This window comes from Actinomadura chokoriensis (assembly GCF_039529475.1).
In the GTDB taxonomy this organism is placed as follows: Bacteria; Actinomycetota; Actinomycetes; order Streptosporangiales; family Streptosporangiaceae; genus Spirillospora; species Spirillospora bangladeshensis.
Genome location: NZ_BAAAMW010000006.1, coordinates 91,458 through 105,935 on the forward strand (window position 1 = coordinate 91,458; position 14,478 = coordinate 105,935).

The window sequence follows — 14,478 nt, forward strand, 5'->3', positions numbered from 1 at the left end:
GGACCTTGTCCGTATGGCGTATTTCGTTCTGCCGGGCAGGGGGAAGCGCGTCTACCGGCTGGCGATCGCCCGCCGGATCGTGGACGGCGCCGCGCGCGGCGCCCGCGACCGCTCCGCCGCCGGGCACGCCCGCTGGCGCACCCGCGTGCTGCGCCGGGCGCTGCGCCCCTCCCGCCGCCTCCAGATCGGCCTCGGCCCCTGGCTGCGGGCGCTGCCCGCGCGGCTGCCCGACCCCGCGCTCACCGCGGCGCTGTCGCGGCTCGCGCCGCACGTCCGCGCCGCCTACGTGCTCCGGCACATCGAGGGGCTGCCCCGGTACCGGGTCCGCGACCAGCTGATCGACCTCGGCGTGCGCGACCCGTGGTCGGCGATCCGCGCCGCCGAGGCCGTCCGGGTGCCGGTGCCGCGCGGCGCCGACCGGTTCGGGCCGGAGACGCTGCGCCCCGTCCGCAACCGGTCGGTGCTGCCGCTCGCGACCGCCGCCGTCCTCACCGCCGGGCTCGTCGGCGCGCTCGTCGCGACCGAGCACGGCGACGCCCGGGAGGCGTCCGCGCGGGCGCCGCGGCTCGTGTCCGCCGCCCCGGACGCCTGGACGCGCGGCGCCCGCACCCTCGACGCGTGGCCCGCGCGCGGCGACCTCGCCGGCGACCGGGCGTTCGTCCGGCGCGCCGCCGGCGCCTGGGCGGACGCGTCCGGCGGCCACCGGGCACAGGAGAGGGGCGCCGCGGGCGGCACCGCCCAGCTCCTGTACGCGGGCCGCCCGGACGGCACGCCGCTCGCCGTCCTGCGCCGCGGCGACCGGCTGGCCCGCTACACCCCCGGGCGCCTGGACGTGTTCCCGGCCGGCACCGGCCCGTCCGCCCCGATCGCCCTCGGCGGCGGGCGCTACCTCCTCGCCCCCTGGGACTCCCGGCCCGAGACCCTCGACGGGGAGCGGCTGGCCGTGTCCGGCGGCGTGACCGCGCCCGTCCGCGCGGGCACCGGCTGCGGGCGCGGCCCGCTGTTCCACCTCGGCTCCCGGACGGTCGGCGACCTCGGCGGCCCGCGCGCCGCCGTCCTCACCCACCACTCGCCCGCGTGGCGCCCGCGCGCCCAGGAGCCCGAGCGCCTCGGCAAGGAGGGCCGCAGGGTGTGGGACCGGCTGGCCTGCGCGACGCCCCGCCCGGCGCGGCCGGTGGCGGAGGCGATGGCGTTCGACTTCTGGTCCGGGAGGCTGCCGCACGGCGGCGGGTCCGCCGACTGGGTGTGCACCCGCCTCGCCTACGCGGCCGGCGGCAGCACGGCCCAGGCCACGCTGCTCGGCGCGAAGGCCCGGCCCACGGGCGCCTGCGACGCCGGGCGCCCGGTCAGCGGGACGTGGTGGCAGGCCCCCTCCGACCGCTGGTACTACCTGGCCGCCGCCGGGCGCGGCCTCGTCCCGCACGCCGACGGCGTCCGCCGCTCGACCACCCGCAAGCGGCTGCTCGTCGCCACCGGGACCCCGCGCACGCCGGTCGCCCTGACCGCCCGCTGAACCGAGCCCGAGTCAGCGCGCGCTTACCCGAATGGTGCACACTGGGAGGGCACCGAACGAGATTCAGGGAGTCGCAGATGGGCAAGGGGCCGCTGTCCGGAGTACGGGTGGTCGAGCTGGCCGGGATCGGACCCGGCCCGGTCGCCGCGATGCTGCTGGCCGACCTCGGCGCCGACGTGATCCGCGTCGACCGCGCCTCCGCCGTGCGGGAGGGGCAGGTGACCGGCGGCACCGACTTCAGCAACCGCGGCAAGCGGTCGATCGCCGTCGACCTGAAGAGCGAGCGGGGCCGCGAGGTCGTCCTGCGCCTGGCCGAGAAGTCCGACGTTCTCATCGAGGGGTTCCGGCCGGGCGTCACCGAGCGCCTCGGCGTCGGCCCCGACGACTGCCTCGCCCGCAACCCGCGGCTCGTCTACGGCCGGATGACCGGGTGGGGCCAGGAGGGCCCGCTGTCGCACACCGCCGGCCACGACGTCGGCTACATCGCCGTCACCGGCGCGCTGCACGCCATCGGCCGCGCCGGCGGCCCGCCGCAGGTCCCGATGAACCTGCTCGGCGACTTCGCGGGCGGCAGCATGTACCTGATCGTCGGCGTGCTGTCCGCGCTGCTGGAGTCCAAGACCAGCGGGCGCGGCCAGGTCGTCGACGCCGCCATCGTGGACGGCACCGCCCACCTGTCCACCTTCATCCACGGCTTCCTCGCGGGCGGCATGTGGGAGGACCGCCGCGGCGTCAACATGCTCGACACCGGCGCCCCCTGGTACGACGTCTACGAGACCTCCGACGGGCGGCACATGGCCGTCGGCGCCATCGAGCCCCAGTTCTACGCCGAGTTCCTGCGCCTCATCGGCCTCGACGGCGAGGACCTCCCGCACCAGCACGACCGCGCCGGCTGGCCGGTCCTGCGCGAGCGCTTCGCGGCCGTCTTCAAGACGCGGACCCGCGACGAGTGGACGGACGTCTTCGTCCCCAGCGACGCCTGCGTGGCCCCCGTGCTGTCCATGACCGAGGCCGCCGAGCACCCCTACAACACGGCCCGCGACGTCTTCCCCGACCTGGCCGGGCACCGCCAGCCCGCCCCGGCGCCCCGCTTCTCCCGGACCCCCGGCGCGACCGACGGCGTCCCCGCCCTGCCCGGCGGCCACAGCCGCGCCATCCTGGCCGACCTCGGCTTCGACGACGCCGACGCGCTCCTGAAGGAAGGCGCCGTCACCCAGGCCTGATTCCGGCCCATTGTGAGTCGGCTGACAATTTCTCCCGTGTAACCGGCGGTCGTCCCACAAGACCGGGCCGGGGAGCGGTCGTACGTTGTGGGCACTCCACCCCGATCACCACGGTGACGAGCGGCCGGGCCCGGCGTTCCGCGCGCGGGCCGCGGCCTCTTTTCGGCGTGCCCTCACGAGGGAGATGCTCATGCGTTTCAGACGACTCCGGGCCTGGGCGGTCACCGCGGCACTCGGCGCGGCCGGCGTGGTCGCGCCCGCCGCGCACGCCGAGACCAGCCCGGACGGCGCCAACGACTGGAACTGCAAGCCGTCGTTCTGGCATCCGCGGCCGGTCGTGCTCGTGCACGGGACGTTCGAGAACATGGCGTTCAACTGGCAGAAACTCTCCCCGGCGCTGAAGAAGGCCGGATACTGCGTCTACGCCCTCAATTACGGCGGCCCCGAGGACGGCCCCATTCAGGGGATCTACGACATCGCCGACTCGGCCGGGGAACTGTCGGTATTCGTCGACAGGGTGCTCGCCTCGACGGGCGCGTCCAAGGTCGACATGGTCGGGCACTCGCAGGGCGGCATGATGCCCCGGTACTACATGAAGTTCCTGGGCGGGGCGGCGAAGGTGAACAAGCTCGTCGGGCTCGTCCCGTCCAACCACGGCACGAGCCTGTCGGGGCTCGTGCAGCTCGGCAGCCTGCTCGGCATCACGCAGGCGGTGGTGAAGGCCGCGCCGGCGGCGGGCCAGCAGATCACCGACTCCGACTTCCTGAAGAACCTCAACGCGGGCGGCGACACGGTGCCCGGCCCGACCTACATCGTCCTCGCCACCAAGTACGACGAGGTCGTCACGCCCTACACCTCGGCGTTCCTCAACGGCTCGAACGCGCAGAACGTCCTGCTGCAGGACAAGTGCGCGAACGACACCAACGCGCACGTCGGCATCGCCTTCGACCCGGTGGCGATCAAGTTCGTGCTGAACTCGCTCGACATCTGGGGCCCCTACTGGCCCATCGACTGCGGCAACCCGCTCGGCTGACCGCCCGACACGAGCCCGCCCGGACACGGCGGCGCCCGGTGGCCTCCCCTTTCACCACCGGGCGCCGTCCGCCGGGTCCGAAGCCCCGGCTAGAGGCCGAGGCGCTTGGCGGCGATCTCGTTCATGATCTCGTTGGTGCCGCCGCCGATGCCGAGGATGCGGGCGTCGCGGTAGTGGCGCTCCACCTCCGACTCGCGCATGTAGCCCATGCCGCCGTGCAGTTGGACGGCCTCGTGCACGACGTGCTCGCAGGCGAGGACGGCGGTGTTCTTGGCGTAGGCGGTCTCGGTGAGCACGTCCTCGCCCGCCGCGTACCGCTCGGCGACCGCCCGGGTGTAGGTGCGGGCCACGTCCGTCCGCCGCGCCATCTCGGCGATCTTGTGCCGGACGAGCTGCCGGGACGCGAGCGGGCGGCCGAAGGTGTCCCGCTCCCGGACCCAGCCGAGGGTGAGGTCCAGGCAGCGCTGCGCCGTCGCGTACGCCTGGACGGCGAGGGACAGCCGCTCGGTCACGAAGTTCTCCACGATCTGCAGGAACCCGCTGTTCTCCGCGCCGACCAGGTTCGCCGCCGGCACGCGGACGTCGCTGAACGCCAGCTCCGCCGTGTCGGAGCAGAGCCAGCCCATCTTGCGCAGCGGCCTGGACACCGTGAACCCCGGCGCGCCCTTCTCGATCACCAGGAGCGAGATGCCGTCGAAGCCGGGCCCGCCCGTCCGCACCGCCGTGGTGACGAAGTCCGCGCGCACGCCCGAGGTGATGAACAGCTTGGCGCCGTTGACGACGTAGTGGTCGCCGTCGCGGACGGCGGTGGTGCGGATGCCCGCGACGTCGGAGCCGGTGCCGGGCTCGGTGATGCCGAGCGCGCCGATCGCCTCGCCGGCGAGCACCGGCCGGGCGAACCGGTCGATCAGGGCGTCGTCGCCGGACGCGATGATGTGCGGCAGCGCGATCCCGTGCGTGAACAGCGACGCGACGACGCCGCCGGAGCCGCCCGACTGGATGATCTCCTCGGCGACGATCAGCGCGTCGAACAGGTCCCCGCCGGACCCGCCGGCCTTCTCCGGGAACCCGGCGCCGAGCAGCCCCGCCTCGGCGGCCCGCGCGTGCAGGGCGCGGGGGAGTTCGCCCGCGTCCTCCCACTCGGCGAGATGCGGGACGATCTCCCGGGCCGTGAAGTCGCGGACGAGCCGGCGCAGCTCCGCGCGCTCGGGGGTGTGCCAGGGGCGCAACGCCGCCTCCTCGATGTCAGAACCGGATTCGGAATCTAACAGCAGGCGGGGGCGCGGCCGAGCGAGGGGCGACGCGTCCGGCCTCGCCCCGGACGCGCCGCCCCCCGCCGGGCGGTCAGCCGGCCGCGTCCGCGACCGCCTCGGACCAGAGCCCGAGGGCGTCGTCGATCTGCTCCCCGGTGACGATCAGCGGCGGGATCATCCGGACGACGTTCCCGTGCGCGCCGCAGGTCAGCAGCAGCAGGCCGCGCTCGGTGGCGGCCCGGTGCGCCCGCTGCGCGGCGGCCGCGTCGGGCTCGCCGTCCGGCGTGGTGAACTCGCTGGCCTGCATCAGGCCGAGCCCCCGCACGTCGCCGATCTCCGGGTGGTCGGCGGCGACCTTGCGCAGCCCGTCGTTCAGCCGGGCGCCCTGCCGGGCGGCGTTGCCGACGAGGTCCTCGTCCTGGACGACCCGGAGCGTCGCCAGCGCCGCCGCGCACGCGACGGCGTTGCCGCCGTAGGTGCCGCCCTGCGAGCCGGGCCGCGCCTTCTCCATGAGCGCGGTCGGCGCCGCGATCGCCGACAGCGGGAAGCCGCTGGCCAGGCCCTTGGCGGTGATGAGGACGTCGGGGCGCGCGGCCGAGTGCTCGTGGCCCCAGAACCGGCCGGTGCGGCCGTACCCGGTCTGCACCTCGTCCATGATCAGCAGGATGCCGTGGCGGTCGGCGCGCTCCCGCAGCCCCTCCAGGAACGCGGGCGGCGCCGGGATGTAGCCGCCCTCGCCGAGGACGGGCTCGACGACGAACGCCGCGGTGTCGGACGCGGGGCTCGCGGTCACGAGCAGGTAGTCCAGCTCGCGGAGCGCGAACCGGGTCGCCTCCTCCTCCGTCCACCCGTACCGGTACGCCTGCGGGAACGGCGCGATGGCCGCGCCCGGCATCAGCGGGCCGATGCCCGCGCGGAACTTCGTGCCGGCCGTGGTGAGGGCGGCGGCGCCCATCGTCCGGCCGTGGAAGGAGCCGTGGAAGACGACGATGTTCGGGCGGCCGGTGGCGTGCCGGGCCAGCCGGATGGACGCCTCGACGGCCTCGCTGCCGCTGTTGAGGAAGAACAGCGAGTCCAGGCCGTCCGGCAGGACGTCGCCGAGCGCGTCGACGAGCCGCAGCAGCGGCTCGTGCATGACGGTCGTGTACTGGCCGTGGACGAGCCTGCCGACCTGCTCCCGCGCCGCCTCCACCACCCGCGGATGGCAGTGGCCGGTGTTGGTGACGCCGATGCCCGCGGTGAAGTCCAGGTGCCGGCGGCCGGCCGTGTCGTAGAGGTACACGCCCTCGCCGCGTTCGGCCAGGACGGGGGTGGCCTGCTTGAGCAGGGGTGACAGCGTAGCCATGCGTCCCTCCGGTAGATTGTCGACAATCTGCAATGTAGGCGCCCCCGGGAACGGATGTCCAGGGGGCGGGTCCCTTCTAGGCGCGGGAGCTGCTGAGCCGGCGGATGGAGTCGGTCATGTGCTCCTCGATGAGCCCGAGCAGCCGCTCCTCCTCGCCGTCGCCGATCGCGTCGACGAGCCGGCGGTGCTCCTCGACGAGGTCGGACGGCTCGGGGTAGGTGTCCTGCAGCGCGTTCAGGCACATCCGGGTCTCGACCAGCAGCGTGTGCGCCATCCGCTCCAGCCGGGGGCTGCCGGACGAGCTGACCAGCACCTCGTGGAACGCCTGGTCGGCGTCGCTCATCGCGACCCGGTCGCGCTGCCGGGCCGCCTCCACCAGCGCTTCGAGGGCCTCGGTGAGCCGGGCCACGGCCTCGCCGCGGTTCCGCTCCATGATCAGCTTGCAGGCCTCGCGCTCGATCGCGAGCCGGGCGAGGTAGACGTCCTCGACGTCCCCCTCGTCCAGGGTGATCACGAAGAGCCCGCGGTGCGGCTCGCTGACCAGCAGCCCCTCCTGGACGAGCCGCTGCATCGCCTCGCGCAGCGGGCCGCGGCTGATGCCGAGGCGCGCGGCGAGGTCGGCCTCGCCGAGCTGCGCGCCGGGCTCCAGCGACCCGTACATGATCGCCGAGCGCAGCTCGTCCGAGACGATCTCGACGGTCGACTTGCGGGGGACAGGTTCCAGCTCACCCAAACGGCCCATGCCGCGGGCCCCTTTCGTCATAGCTGCCAGGGATGTCGTCCCCGCTCGGCCGGGCCGCCGGCCGGGGCGGCGGAGTCGGCGGCGGGGACGGCGGTCGGGACGCCGGCCGGGACGGCGAACAGCCGGCCCAGCCCGGTGCGCGGCGGGAGTCCCCCGGGGCCGGACGCGAGCCGCAGCCCCTCCCACACGCTCACCTGGTTGGCGGTGAGGACCGGCTTGCCGACCCGCGCCTCCAGCTCGTCGAGCCAGGACACGGTGTGCAGGGCGGTGTCGGGCACCAGCACCGCCTCGGCGTCCGGATGGTCGTTGGCCGCGACGAAGGCGAGCACCTCGTCGCGCCCGAGGGTGCCGACCTCGGCGGCGGTGACGATGCCCCGGCAGGACAGCGCCACCACCTCGACGCCGGCGTGGCCGAGGAAGCCGGCGAACCGCTCGGCGACGTCGGCCGGGTAGGTCGCGGCGACCGCGACCCGCGACAGCCCGAGCGCCCGCGCGGCGTGCACGAACGCGAACGACGTGCTGGACGCCGGCACGCCCGCCGCCTCGCGCACGCCCGCGACCTGCGCGGCGGCGCCGTCCCAGCCGAACACGAAGCTCCCGCTGGTGCAGGCCCACACGGCGGCCGTGACGCCGAGGCCGCGCAGCGTGCGCGCGCCCTCGCCGAGCACGTCGGCGCCGCCGATGTCGAGCAGCGCGTCGACGCGGTGCGCGTCCTCGCGCATGAGCGTGTGCACCACCGGAAGGCTGACCTCGCCCGCGCCCGAACGGTTCAGGGCGCGCTCGATGGCGGGATAGTCGTCCTCGGCGCTGTAGCCCGGATAGAGGAAGCCGACGCTCACCGCTTTCTGCCGCATGGTGCCGGCAATCCTACCTTCGCCGATCATGGGGCCCCTTCCCGTCAGGCCGCGGTGGTCGGCGCGAGCTGCGCCAGCGACTGCCCGGGACCGGCCGCGGTGCGGCCCATCGCGCGCAGCGCCGAGCACATCGTCACCTGGTTGGCGGTCAGCACCGGCTTGCGGATCATCTGCTCCAGCGGCGCGATGATGTCGTAGGTGGGGACGTTCGTGCAGCTGATGAAGACGGCCTCGGCCTCCGGGGCGTCCACCGTCGACACCGCCGACACGATCTCGCCGTAGCCGACCTTCCAGATGTGGCTGAGCAGCCCCATCCCGACCGAGGACACGACCTCGATGCCGTACTCGCCGAGGAACGACACGAGCCGGTCGGTGACCGCGTCGATGTACGGGGTGACGACCGCGATGCGCGAGACGTCCAGCAGCCGCAGCGACTCCACCAGCGCACCCGAGGTGGTGGTCGACACCGGGGCGCCGGCCATCATCATCGACTCGTGCAGCTCCAGCTCGCCCGCCTTGCCGCGGATGAAGCTGCCGGACGCGCAGGCGTAGGCGACGGCGAGCGGCTCGGGCGCGAGGACGTCCCGGGTCGCCTGCCGGACGATCGACTGGTCCGACAGCGCGGACGCCATCTCCACGGTGACCGGGACGGGGACGTACGGGAGCCGGGTCATGAACAGCGACACGTCGTCGGGCGTCCAGCGCCACAGCTCGCGGTCGAGGGCGAAGTCGAACGGCGCGACCACCCCGATGCCGTGCTGGGCCAGCAACTCGGGGCCGACGACCAGCGTGGGGTCGAATGTCATCTGCGAGGCCACCGCTCTAGGACTCGGCGCGGCCGTAGACGAGGCGCTCGCCGACGCCGCCGGATCGCCAGACGTCGTTGCACGCCTCGGCCATCCGGTCGAGCCCGTCGACGATCGTCGCGTACACGTTGCCGGGCACCCACCCGACGTCGCCGTTCAGCAGCAGGTTGTTGCGTCCGTAGAAGATGGCGAGGTCGATGACGCCGGGCAGCGCGTGGATGTTCTTCTCCTCCTTGAACTTCCGGTCGAGCATGCCGCCGGCGAAGGAGAAGTAGACGACGTCGCCCGGAATGGGGGTGACGGTGGGGTTCTCGAGGCCGACCTCGTCCTCGGAGAACCGTTCGACCATCGTGTAGACCTCGTTGCGGGCGTACTTGGCGTGGTAGGCGTCCCCGCCGAGGGGCAGGGAGTTCCACACCGCCTCGCACGTCCGCGGCGCGTCCTTTTCCAGCAGCTCCGCGACGCATGACACGCCGCGACGCTCCAGGGTGATGGTCATGAGCTTGGGCATGCTGGACCTCCCCGTGAACAGGGGTGGGCGAGAGCGTCGCCACCCGAAGGACTCTCATGTTCGTGGGGGAGAACCCCCCACACCCCCGGACGGGGGCTGTTAGAGCGCTCTGGGATCCGTCATGGCCTGTGCATGGGCAACGGTTGCGACGGTCTTGCAGCACATCTCAGAGCGGTGAGCCGTGGGCCGCGGTGCATCGCGCTGATTGTTGACAATCCTACGAACGCTTCCTAGCGTGTCAATGCCTCCCCGAGTTGCCTTCTCGTAAACTCCGCACACCCCGGAAGTGACGCCGATGGAGCCTGTTCAGCATGCGGCCGGAGGGCCGGCGGACGTGGTGGTCCTGGTGGGGGACGTCCACCCGCGCGGCATGGAGGCGGCCGAGGCCCTCGCGCGGGTGCGCTACGTGACCGAGAAAGACCTGGCAGAGGCCCTTCCCGGCGCCGACGCCGTCTTCATGTGGGACTTCCTCTCGGACGCGCTCGCGGGCGCGTGGCCGGCCTCCGGCGGGCCGGGCTGGGTGCACATCGCGAGCGCCGGCGTCGACCGGCTGCTGTTCCCGGCCCTCGTCGAGGGCCACACGATCGTCACCAATTCGCGAGGGATCTTCGACGAGCCGATCGCCGAGTACGTCCTCGGGCTGGTGCTCGCCTTCGCCAAGGACCTCCGCACGACCTTCCGGCTGCAGGACGAGCGCCGCTGGCGGCACCGGGAGACCGAGCGGATCACCGGCGCCCGCGCGCTCGTCGTCGGCACCGGGCCGATCGGCCGCGCGATCGGCCGCCGCCTCACCGCCGCCGGGCTCGCCGTCACCGGCGCCGGCCGCACCGCCCGCGAGGCCGACCCCGACCTCGGCACCGTCCTGCCGATGGAGCGGCTGGACGAGGCGCTCGCCGAGGCCGACTACGTCGTGCTCGCCGCGCCGCTGACCCCGCGGACCCGCGGCATGATCGACGCCGCCGCGCTGGACCGGATGCGCCCGACCGCGCGGCTGATCAACGTGGGGCGGGGCGGGCTGGTCGCCGAGCCCGACCTCGTCAAGGCGCTGCGCGGCGGCCGGATCGCGGGCGCCGCGCTGGACGTGTTCGAGGACGAGCCGCTGCCGCCGTCCTCCCCCCTCTGGGAGATGCCCGGCGTCGTCGTCTCCCCGCACATGTCCGGGGACGTGGTCGGCTGGCGGGACGAGCTCGTCCGGCTGTTCACCGACAACCTCGGCCGGTACGCCTCGGGCCGCCCGCTGCGCAACGTGGTGGACAAGCGGCTCGGCTATGTCGGGTCCAACCAGAGGGGGTAGCCATGAGCGACGCGGCCGATCTGACCGCCACCGAACTGCTGGCCGGGTACGAGGCGGGGACGCTCTCCCCGGTCGAGGCCGCCGAGGCCGTCCTCGCCCGCATCGCGCGCGACGATCCGGAGTTCAACGCGTTCTGCCTCGTCGACGAGGAGACCACGCTCGACATGGCCCGCGCGGCGGCGGACCGCCGGGCGCGCGGCACGGTGCTCGGACCGCTCGACGGCGTGCCCGTCTCCATCAAGGACGTCCTGCTCACCCGCGGCTGGCCCACGCTGCGCGGCTCCACGACCATCGACCCGGCGGGCCCCTGGGACGAGGACTCCCCGGCCGTGGCGCGGCTCCGCGAGCAGGGCGCGGTGTTCGTCGGCAAGACGACCACGCCGGAGTTCGCGTGGAAGGGCGTCACCGACAACCCGCTCACCGGCGTCACCCGCAACCCGTGGGACCCGTCCCGCACGCCGGGCGGGTCGTCCGGCGGCGCGGCGGCGGCCGTCGCGGCGGGCATGGCGCCGCTCGCGCTCGGCACCGACGGCGGCGGCTCGGTGCGCATCCCCGCCGCGTTCACCGGCATCTTCACGATCAAGCCGACCTACGGCCGCATCCCGCACTACCCGGCGAGCCCGTTCGGGACGCTCGCGCACACCGGCCCGATGACGAACACGGTCGCGGACGCGGCGCTGCTGCTCGACGCCGTGTGCGGCGCCGACGGCCGGGACTGGTCGGCGCTGCCGCCGCCGGACGTGCCCTTCGCCGAGGGCGGCGCGCACGACGTGACCGGCCTGCGGGTCGCGTTCAGCCCCGACCTCGGCTTCGCGAAGGTCGACCCGGAGGTCGCGGCGTCCGTGGCGGCCGCCGCGGAGTTCTTCACCGAGCTCGGGGCGAAGGTCGAGCAGGCCGACCCGGGGCTCGGCGGCGACCCGGTCGAGGAGTTCGAGGTCCTGTGGTTCGCGGGCGCCGCCAAGGTCGTCGAGCACCTGGCGCCCGAGGCCCGGGCACGGCTCGACCCGGGCCTGCGGGAGATCTGCGAGCAGGGCGCGCGGTACTCGGCCGTCGAGTACCTCACCGCCACGGCCCGCCGCATGGAGCTCGGGCGCCGGATGGGCCTGTTCCACGAGCGGTACGACCTGCTGCTCACGCCGACGATGCCGATCGCCGCGTTCGAGGCCGGCCGGGAGGCGCCGGCGGGCTCCCCGTCCCCCCGCTGGACGGGCTGGACCCCGTTCACCTACCCGTTCAACATGACCCAGCTGCCCGCCGCGAGCCTGCCGTGCGGATTCACCGCGGACGGCCTGCCCATCGGCCTCCAGGTGGTCGGCGCCCGGCACGCCGACGCCCTGGTCATGGCCGCCTGCGCGGCGTACGAGCAGGCCCGTCCGTGGAAGCGGTTCACCCGAAGGCGATGACGGCGCGGCCGTGGTGCTCGCCGCGGTCCATCGCGGCGAGGACGCGCGGCGCCTCGTCCAGCGCGACCGGCGCGACCTCGGGGACGATCCCGTGCGCCACCGCGAAGTCGAGCGTGTCGCGCAGGTCGTGCGGCGATCCGGAGGGCACGCCCATCACCCGGATCCGGTTCATCACGAGCGCGGCCGGCGGCACGCTCACGTTCTCGGCGCCCATGCCGAGGTAGAGCAGGGCGCCGTTCGGGCGCAGGCCGCCGAACGCGGCGAGCCCCGTGGCGGTGTCGGGCGCGGTGTTGACGACCACGTCCGCGCCGCCCCACGCCTTCAGGGCCTCGGCCGGGTCCTGCTCGGCGGTCGCGATGAACTCCTCGGCGCCACCGTCCAGCGCCTGCTTCTCGGCGCGGCGCGACCGGGACACGACGGCGACGCGGGCGCCCATCGCGGCGGCGAACCGGAGCGCCATCGTGCCGACGCCGCCGGTGCCGAGCACCGCGACCCGCGATCCGGCGGCGGCGCCGGCGTGCCGGAGCCCGTTGAACGCGGTGATCCCGGCGCACATCAGCGGCGCGCCGGCCACCGGGTCCAGGCCGTCCGGCAGCGGGGTGACGAACCCGGCCCGGCCGACGAAGTACTCGGCGTAGCCGCCGTCGGTGGTGACGCCGGTGACCTGCTTGGGCGCCCCGGTGCACAGGATCTGGTCGCCGCGGACGCACTGGTCGCAGTGGCCGCAGGACCCGTAGATCCAGCCGGTGCCGACCGGGGTGCCGACCGCGGGGAAGCCGACGCCCTCGCCGAGCGCGGCCACGACGCCGCTGATCTCGTGCCCGGGGACGGCGGGAAACGTCCCGAACGGGTAGTGGCCGCGCAGGTGGTTGACCTCGGAGTAGCACATTCCGCACGCGGTGACCTTGACCAGGATCTCGCCGGGGCCGGGCTCCGGCACCGTGCGCTCGACGATCTCCAGCGGCTTGCCGGCGGCGGACAGAACGGCGCTGCGCATGGGCGCATCCCCTCTCGTGGTTCGACGGCGGCCGGGGACGGTCGCCGTATCGTCGATATAGCGATGACTATAGTGACGTTACACCCTCGCGCATAGCGTTGTTCGCCAAATCTCTGTAACATCGATGTTGTGACTGCTCAGAAGGACCTCGACACGCGGGACCGGATCGTCCGCGCGGCCGCCAGGCTGCTCACCGAGGCGGACGGCGAACCGGTCTCGACGCGTGCCGTGTGCACCGCCGCCGGGATCGGGGCGCCGACCCTGTACCACCACTTCGGCGACAAGCGGGGGCTCTTCGACGCCGTCGCCGCGCACGGGTTCGAGCAGTACCTGGAGAGCAAGCGCGCCCAGCCGCCCACCGGCGACCCGGTCGACGACCTGCGCCAGGGCTGGGACCTGCACGTCGAGTTCGGCCGCACGCACCCCGCGTTCTACACGCTGATGTACGGCACGCCCCGGACGCCGCCCGTCGCGGCGGAGGCGCACCGCATCCTGACCGGGCTGGTGGAGGCCGTGGCCCGCGCCGGGCGGCTCGGCGTCTCCGTCGAGGCCGCCGCCCGGATGATCCACGCCGCCGGGGTCGGGGTCGTGCTGGCGCTCATCTCCGGCGGTGGCGACGGCGAGCTGTCGGTCCGGACGCGCGAGGCGGTGCTGGCCGCGATCACCGTCCCGGACGCGGAGCCGGCGGACGGCGGCGTCTCGTCCGCCGCCCGCGCGGTCGCCCTGCGCGCCGCGCTGGCCGCCGACCCGCCCCCGGCGCTGACCGCCACGGAGTCGGCGATGCTCGCCGAATGGCTCGACCGCATCGCCGCCGGGCGGCGCTGAGCACTACTCGCCCTGCTCCAGTTGCCCGCGGCGTTCGCGCTCCGCGCGCTTCTCGGCCTTGCGCCTGCGGCGCTTCACTCCGACCCCGCCCCAGAACGCGAACCCCTTCACCACGACCGTGGGGGAGCCGGGTACGCCGGGGCCGCTCGCCCGCTGGTCGAAGCCGCCCATGATGCCGAGGCCCTTGACGTGCACGGTGATGTCGTCCGGCACGATGATCTCGAACCCGCCCATGATCGCCAGTGAGCGGATCGTGACCTGGCCCTCGGTGAACCGGGCCTCGCGGAGGTCGATCTTGCCGCCGCCCCAGAACGCGAAGGCGGTGAACGTGCGGGGCACGTTCCACACGCCGGTGCGGTTGAACCCGCTCATGATCCCGATGCCGAGCTTCCAGGACGGGGCGCCTTCGACCGGCCGCCAGTCCGTCCCGCCGAGCGGCACGGGCGGCGCGGACGTCCCCGCCGCGGGCAGGTCGCGGGTGAGCGGCGCCAGCTCCCCGTACGTCTTCGCCGCGTACACCGCGTCGAGCCGCTCGTCCAGCTCGTCCAGCGTCAGCCGCCCGTCGCCGGCCGCGTCGCGCAGCACCTGCGCGACCCGCTCCCGGTCGGCGTCGGCGGCTCGCATCTCCGGCGCTCCGGGCGTCCCGGCGTGGTCGGGGAGGTTCGTCATGCCCGAAGCC

The 14,478-nt window shown here is 74.3% G+C and carries 14 protein-coding genes; 6 read left to right on the forward strand and 8 right to left on the reverse strand.

What is annotated here, in order from left to right; all coding sequences use genetic code 11:
• The first annotated feature begins 13 nt into the window (after nt 1–13).
• The 3 genes from ABFX46_RS15685 (at nt 14) to ABFX46_RS15695 (ending at nt 3,769) form a co-directional block, all read left to right on the forward strand.
• The gene (locus ABFX46_RS15685) at nt 14–1,513 is read left to right on the forward strand and encodes a hypothetical protein (RefSeq protein ID WP_346042856.1); all 1,500 of its coding nucleotides are present in this window, start codon (nt 14–16) and stop codon (nt 1,511–1,513) included.
• A 77-nt stretch (nt 1,514–1,590) separates the two neighbouring features.
• Nucleotides 1,591–2,736 carry a CaiB/BaiF CoA transferase family protein gene (locus tag ABFX46_RS15690; protein WP_346042857.1) on the forward strand — a complete coding sequence of 382 codons (1,146 nt, stop codon included), beginning with the start codon at nt 1,591–1,593 and terminating at the stop codon, nt 2,734–2,736.
• 190 nt (nt 2,737–2,926) lie between these two features.
• Entirely contained in the window at nt 2,927–3,769 is an 843-nt protein-coding gene (locus ABFX46_RS15695) for an esterase/lipase family protein (protein ID WP_346042858.1), read from the forward strand.
• Between the two features lie 89 nt (nt 3,770–3,858).
• Here the strand turns inward: ABFX46_RS15695 and ABFX46_RS15700 are convergent, their stop codons facing one another.
• The 6 genes from ABFX46_RS15700 to ABFX46_RS15725 all read right to left on the reverse strand — a co-directional run bounded on the left by ABFX46_RS15700 (nt 3,859) and on the right by ABFX46_RS15725 (nt 9,268).
• Nucleotides 3,859–4,998 (reverse strand): acyl-CoA dehydrogenase family protein, encoded by a 1,140-nt coding sequence (locus ABFX46_RS15700; protein ID WP_346042859.1) that lies wholly within the window; start codon nt 4,996–4,998, stop codon nt 3,859–3,861.
• 115 nt (nt 4,999–5,113) lie between these two features.
• Nucleotides 5,114–6,367 carry an aspartate aminotransferase family protein gene (locus ABFX46_RS15705; RefSeq protein WP_346042860.1) on the reverse strand — a complete coding sequence of 418 codons (1,254 nt, stop codon included), beginning with the start codon at nt 6,365–6,367 and terminating at the stop codon, nt 5,114–5,116.
• Nucleotides 6,368–6,443: 76 nt separating this feature from the next.
• Nucleotides 6,444–7,109, reverse strand: a complete 666-nt coding sequence (locus tag ABFX46_RS15710) for a GntR family transcriptional regulator (protein WP_131939781.1) — start codon at nt 7,107–7,109, stop codon at nt 6,444–6,446.
• Between the two features lie 17 nt (nt 7,110–7,126).
• A complete protein-coding gene (locus ABFX46_RS15715; RefSeq protein ID WP_346042861.1) occupies nt 7,127–7,963 on the reverse strand; it encodes a maleate cis-trans isomerase family protein in 837 nt (278 codons plus the stop codon).
• A 44-nt stretch (nt 7,964–8,007) separates the two neighbouring features.
• On the reverse strand, nt 8,008–8,769 hold the full coding sequence (locus ABFX46_RS15720; protein ID WP_163052827.1) for a maleate cis-trans isomerase family protein: 762 nt from the start codon (nt 8,767–8,769) through the stop codon (nt 8,008–8,010).
• Nucleotides 8,770–8,785: 16 nt separating this feature from the next.
• The gene (locus ABFX46_RS15725) at nt 8,786–9,268 is read right to left on the reverse strand and encodes a DUF3830 family protein (RefSeq protein WP_346043191.1); all 483 of its coding nucleotides are present in this window, start codon (nt 9,266–9,268) and stop codon (nt 8,786–8,788) included.
• A gap of 307 nt (nt 9,269–9,575) precedes the next feature.
• Here ABFX46_RS15725 and ABFX46_RS15730 point away from each other — a divergent pair, with 307 nt between their 5' ends.
• A complete protein-coding gene (locus tag ABFX46_RS15730) occupies nt 9,576–10,574 on the forward strand; it encodes a D-2-hydroxyacid dehydrogenase (RefSeq protein ID WP_428831265.1) in 999 nt (332 codons plus the stop codon).
• Between the two features lie 2 nt (nt 10,575–10,576).
• Nucleotides 10,577–11,977 carry an amidase gene (locus tag ABFX46_RS15735; protein WP_346042863.1) on the forward strand — a complete coding sequence of 467 codons (1,401 nt, stop codon included), beginning with the start codon at nt 10,577–10,579 and terminating at the stop codon, nt 11,975–11,977.
• Here the strand turns inward: ABFX46_RS15735 and ABFX46_RS15740 are convergent.
• Nucleotides 11,961–12,974 (reverse strand): alcohol dehydrogenase catalytic domain-containing protein, encoded by a 1,014-nt coding sequence (locus tag ABFX46_RS15740; RefSeq protein WP_346042865.1) that lies wholly within the window; start codon nt 12,972–12,974, stop codon nt 11,961–11,963. The genes ABFX46_RS15735 and ABFX46_RS15740 overlap by 17 nt on opposite strands.
• A 129-nt stretch (nt 12,975–13,103) precedes the next feature.
• Here ABFX46_RS15740 and ABFX46_RS15745 point away from each other — a divergent pair, with 129 nt between their 5' ends.
• Entirely contained in the window at nt 13,104–13,799 is a 696-nt protein-coding gene (locus tag ABFX46_RS15745) for a TetR/AcrR family transcriptional regulator (RefSeq protein WP_346042866.1), read from the forward strand.
• A gap of 3 nt (nt 13,800–13,802) precedes the next feature.
• On the opposite strand, the gene ABFX46_RS15750 is transcribed toward ABFX46_RS15745, so the two are convergent.
• Nucleotides 13,803–14,468, reverse strand: coding sequence for a DUF1707 SHOCT-like domain-containing protein (locus ABFX46_RS15750; protein ID WP_346042868.1), 666 nt, complete (start codon nt 14,466–14,468; stop codon nt 13,803–13,805).
• Nucleotides 14,469–14,478: the final 10 nt, after the last annotated feature.

What these genes read in the sequence shown, in the direction of transcription:
- ABFX46_RS15725 (WP_346043191.1), bottom strand. Translation starts at nt 9,268, where the DNA reads ATGACCATCACCCTGGAGCGTCGCGGCGTGTCATGCGTCGCGGAGCTG.
- ABFX46_RS15705 (WP_346042860.1), bottom strand. Translation starts at nt 6,367, where the DNA reads ATGGCTACGCTGTCACCCCTGCTCAAGCAGGCCACCCCCGTCCTGGCC.
- ABFX46_RS15750 (WP_346042868.1), bottom strand. Translation starts at nt 14,468, where the DNA reads ATGACGAACCTCCCCGACCACGCCGGGACGCCCGGAGCGCCGGAGATG.
- ABFX46_RS15715 (WP_346042861.1), bottom strand. Translation starts at nt 7,963, where the DNA reads ATGCGGCAGAAAGCGGTGAGCGTCGGCTTCCTCTATCCGGGCTACAGC.
- ABFX46_RS15720 (WP_163052827.1), bottom strand. Translation starts at nt 8,769, where the DNA reads ATGACATTCGACCCCACGCTGGTCGTCGGCCCCGAGTTGCTGGCCCAG.
- ABFX46_RS15690 (WP_346042857.1), top strand. Translation starts at nt 1,591, where the DNA reads ATGGGCAAGGGGCCGCTGTCCGGAGTACGGGTGGTCGAGCTGGCCGGG.
- ABFX46_RS15685 (WP_346042856.1), top strand. Translation starts at nt 14, where the DNA reads ATGGCGTATTTCGTTCTGCCGGGCAGGGGGAAGCGCGTCTACCGGCTG.
- ABFX46_RS15730 (WP_428831265.1), top strand. Translation starts at nt 9,576, where the DNA reads ATGGAGCCTGTTCAGCATGCGGCCGGAGGGCCGGCGGACGTGGTGGTC.
- ABFX46_RS15710 (WP_131939781.1), bottom strand. Translation starts at nt 7,109, where the DNA reads ATGGGCCGTTTGGGTGAGCTGGAACCTGTCCCCCGCAAGTCGACCGTC.
- ABFX46_RS15740 (WP_346042865.1), bottom strand. Translation starts at nt 12,974, where the DNA reads ATGCGCAGCGCCGTTCTGTCCGCCGCCGGCAAGCCGCTGGAGATCGTC.
- ABFX46_RS15735 (WP_346042863.1), top strand. Translation starts at nt 10,577, where the DNA reads ATGAGCGACGCGGCCGATCTGACCGCCACCGAACTGCTGGCCGGGTAC.
- ABFX46_RS15695 (WP_346042858.1), top strand. Translation starts at nt 2,927, where the DNA reads ATGCGTTTCAGACGACTCCGGGCCTGGGCGGTCACCGCGGCACTCGGC.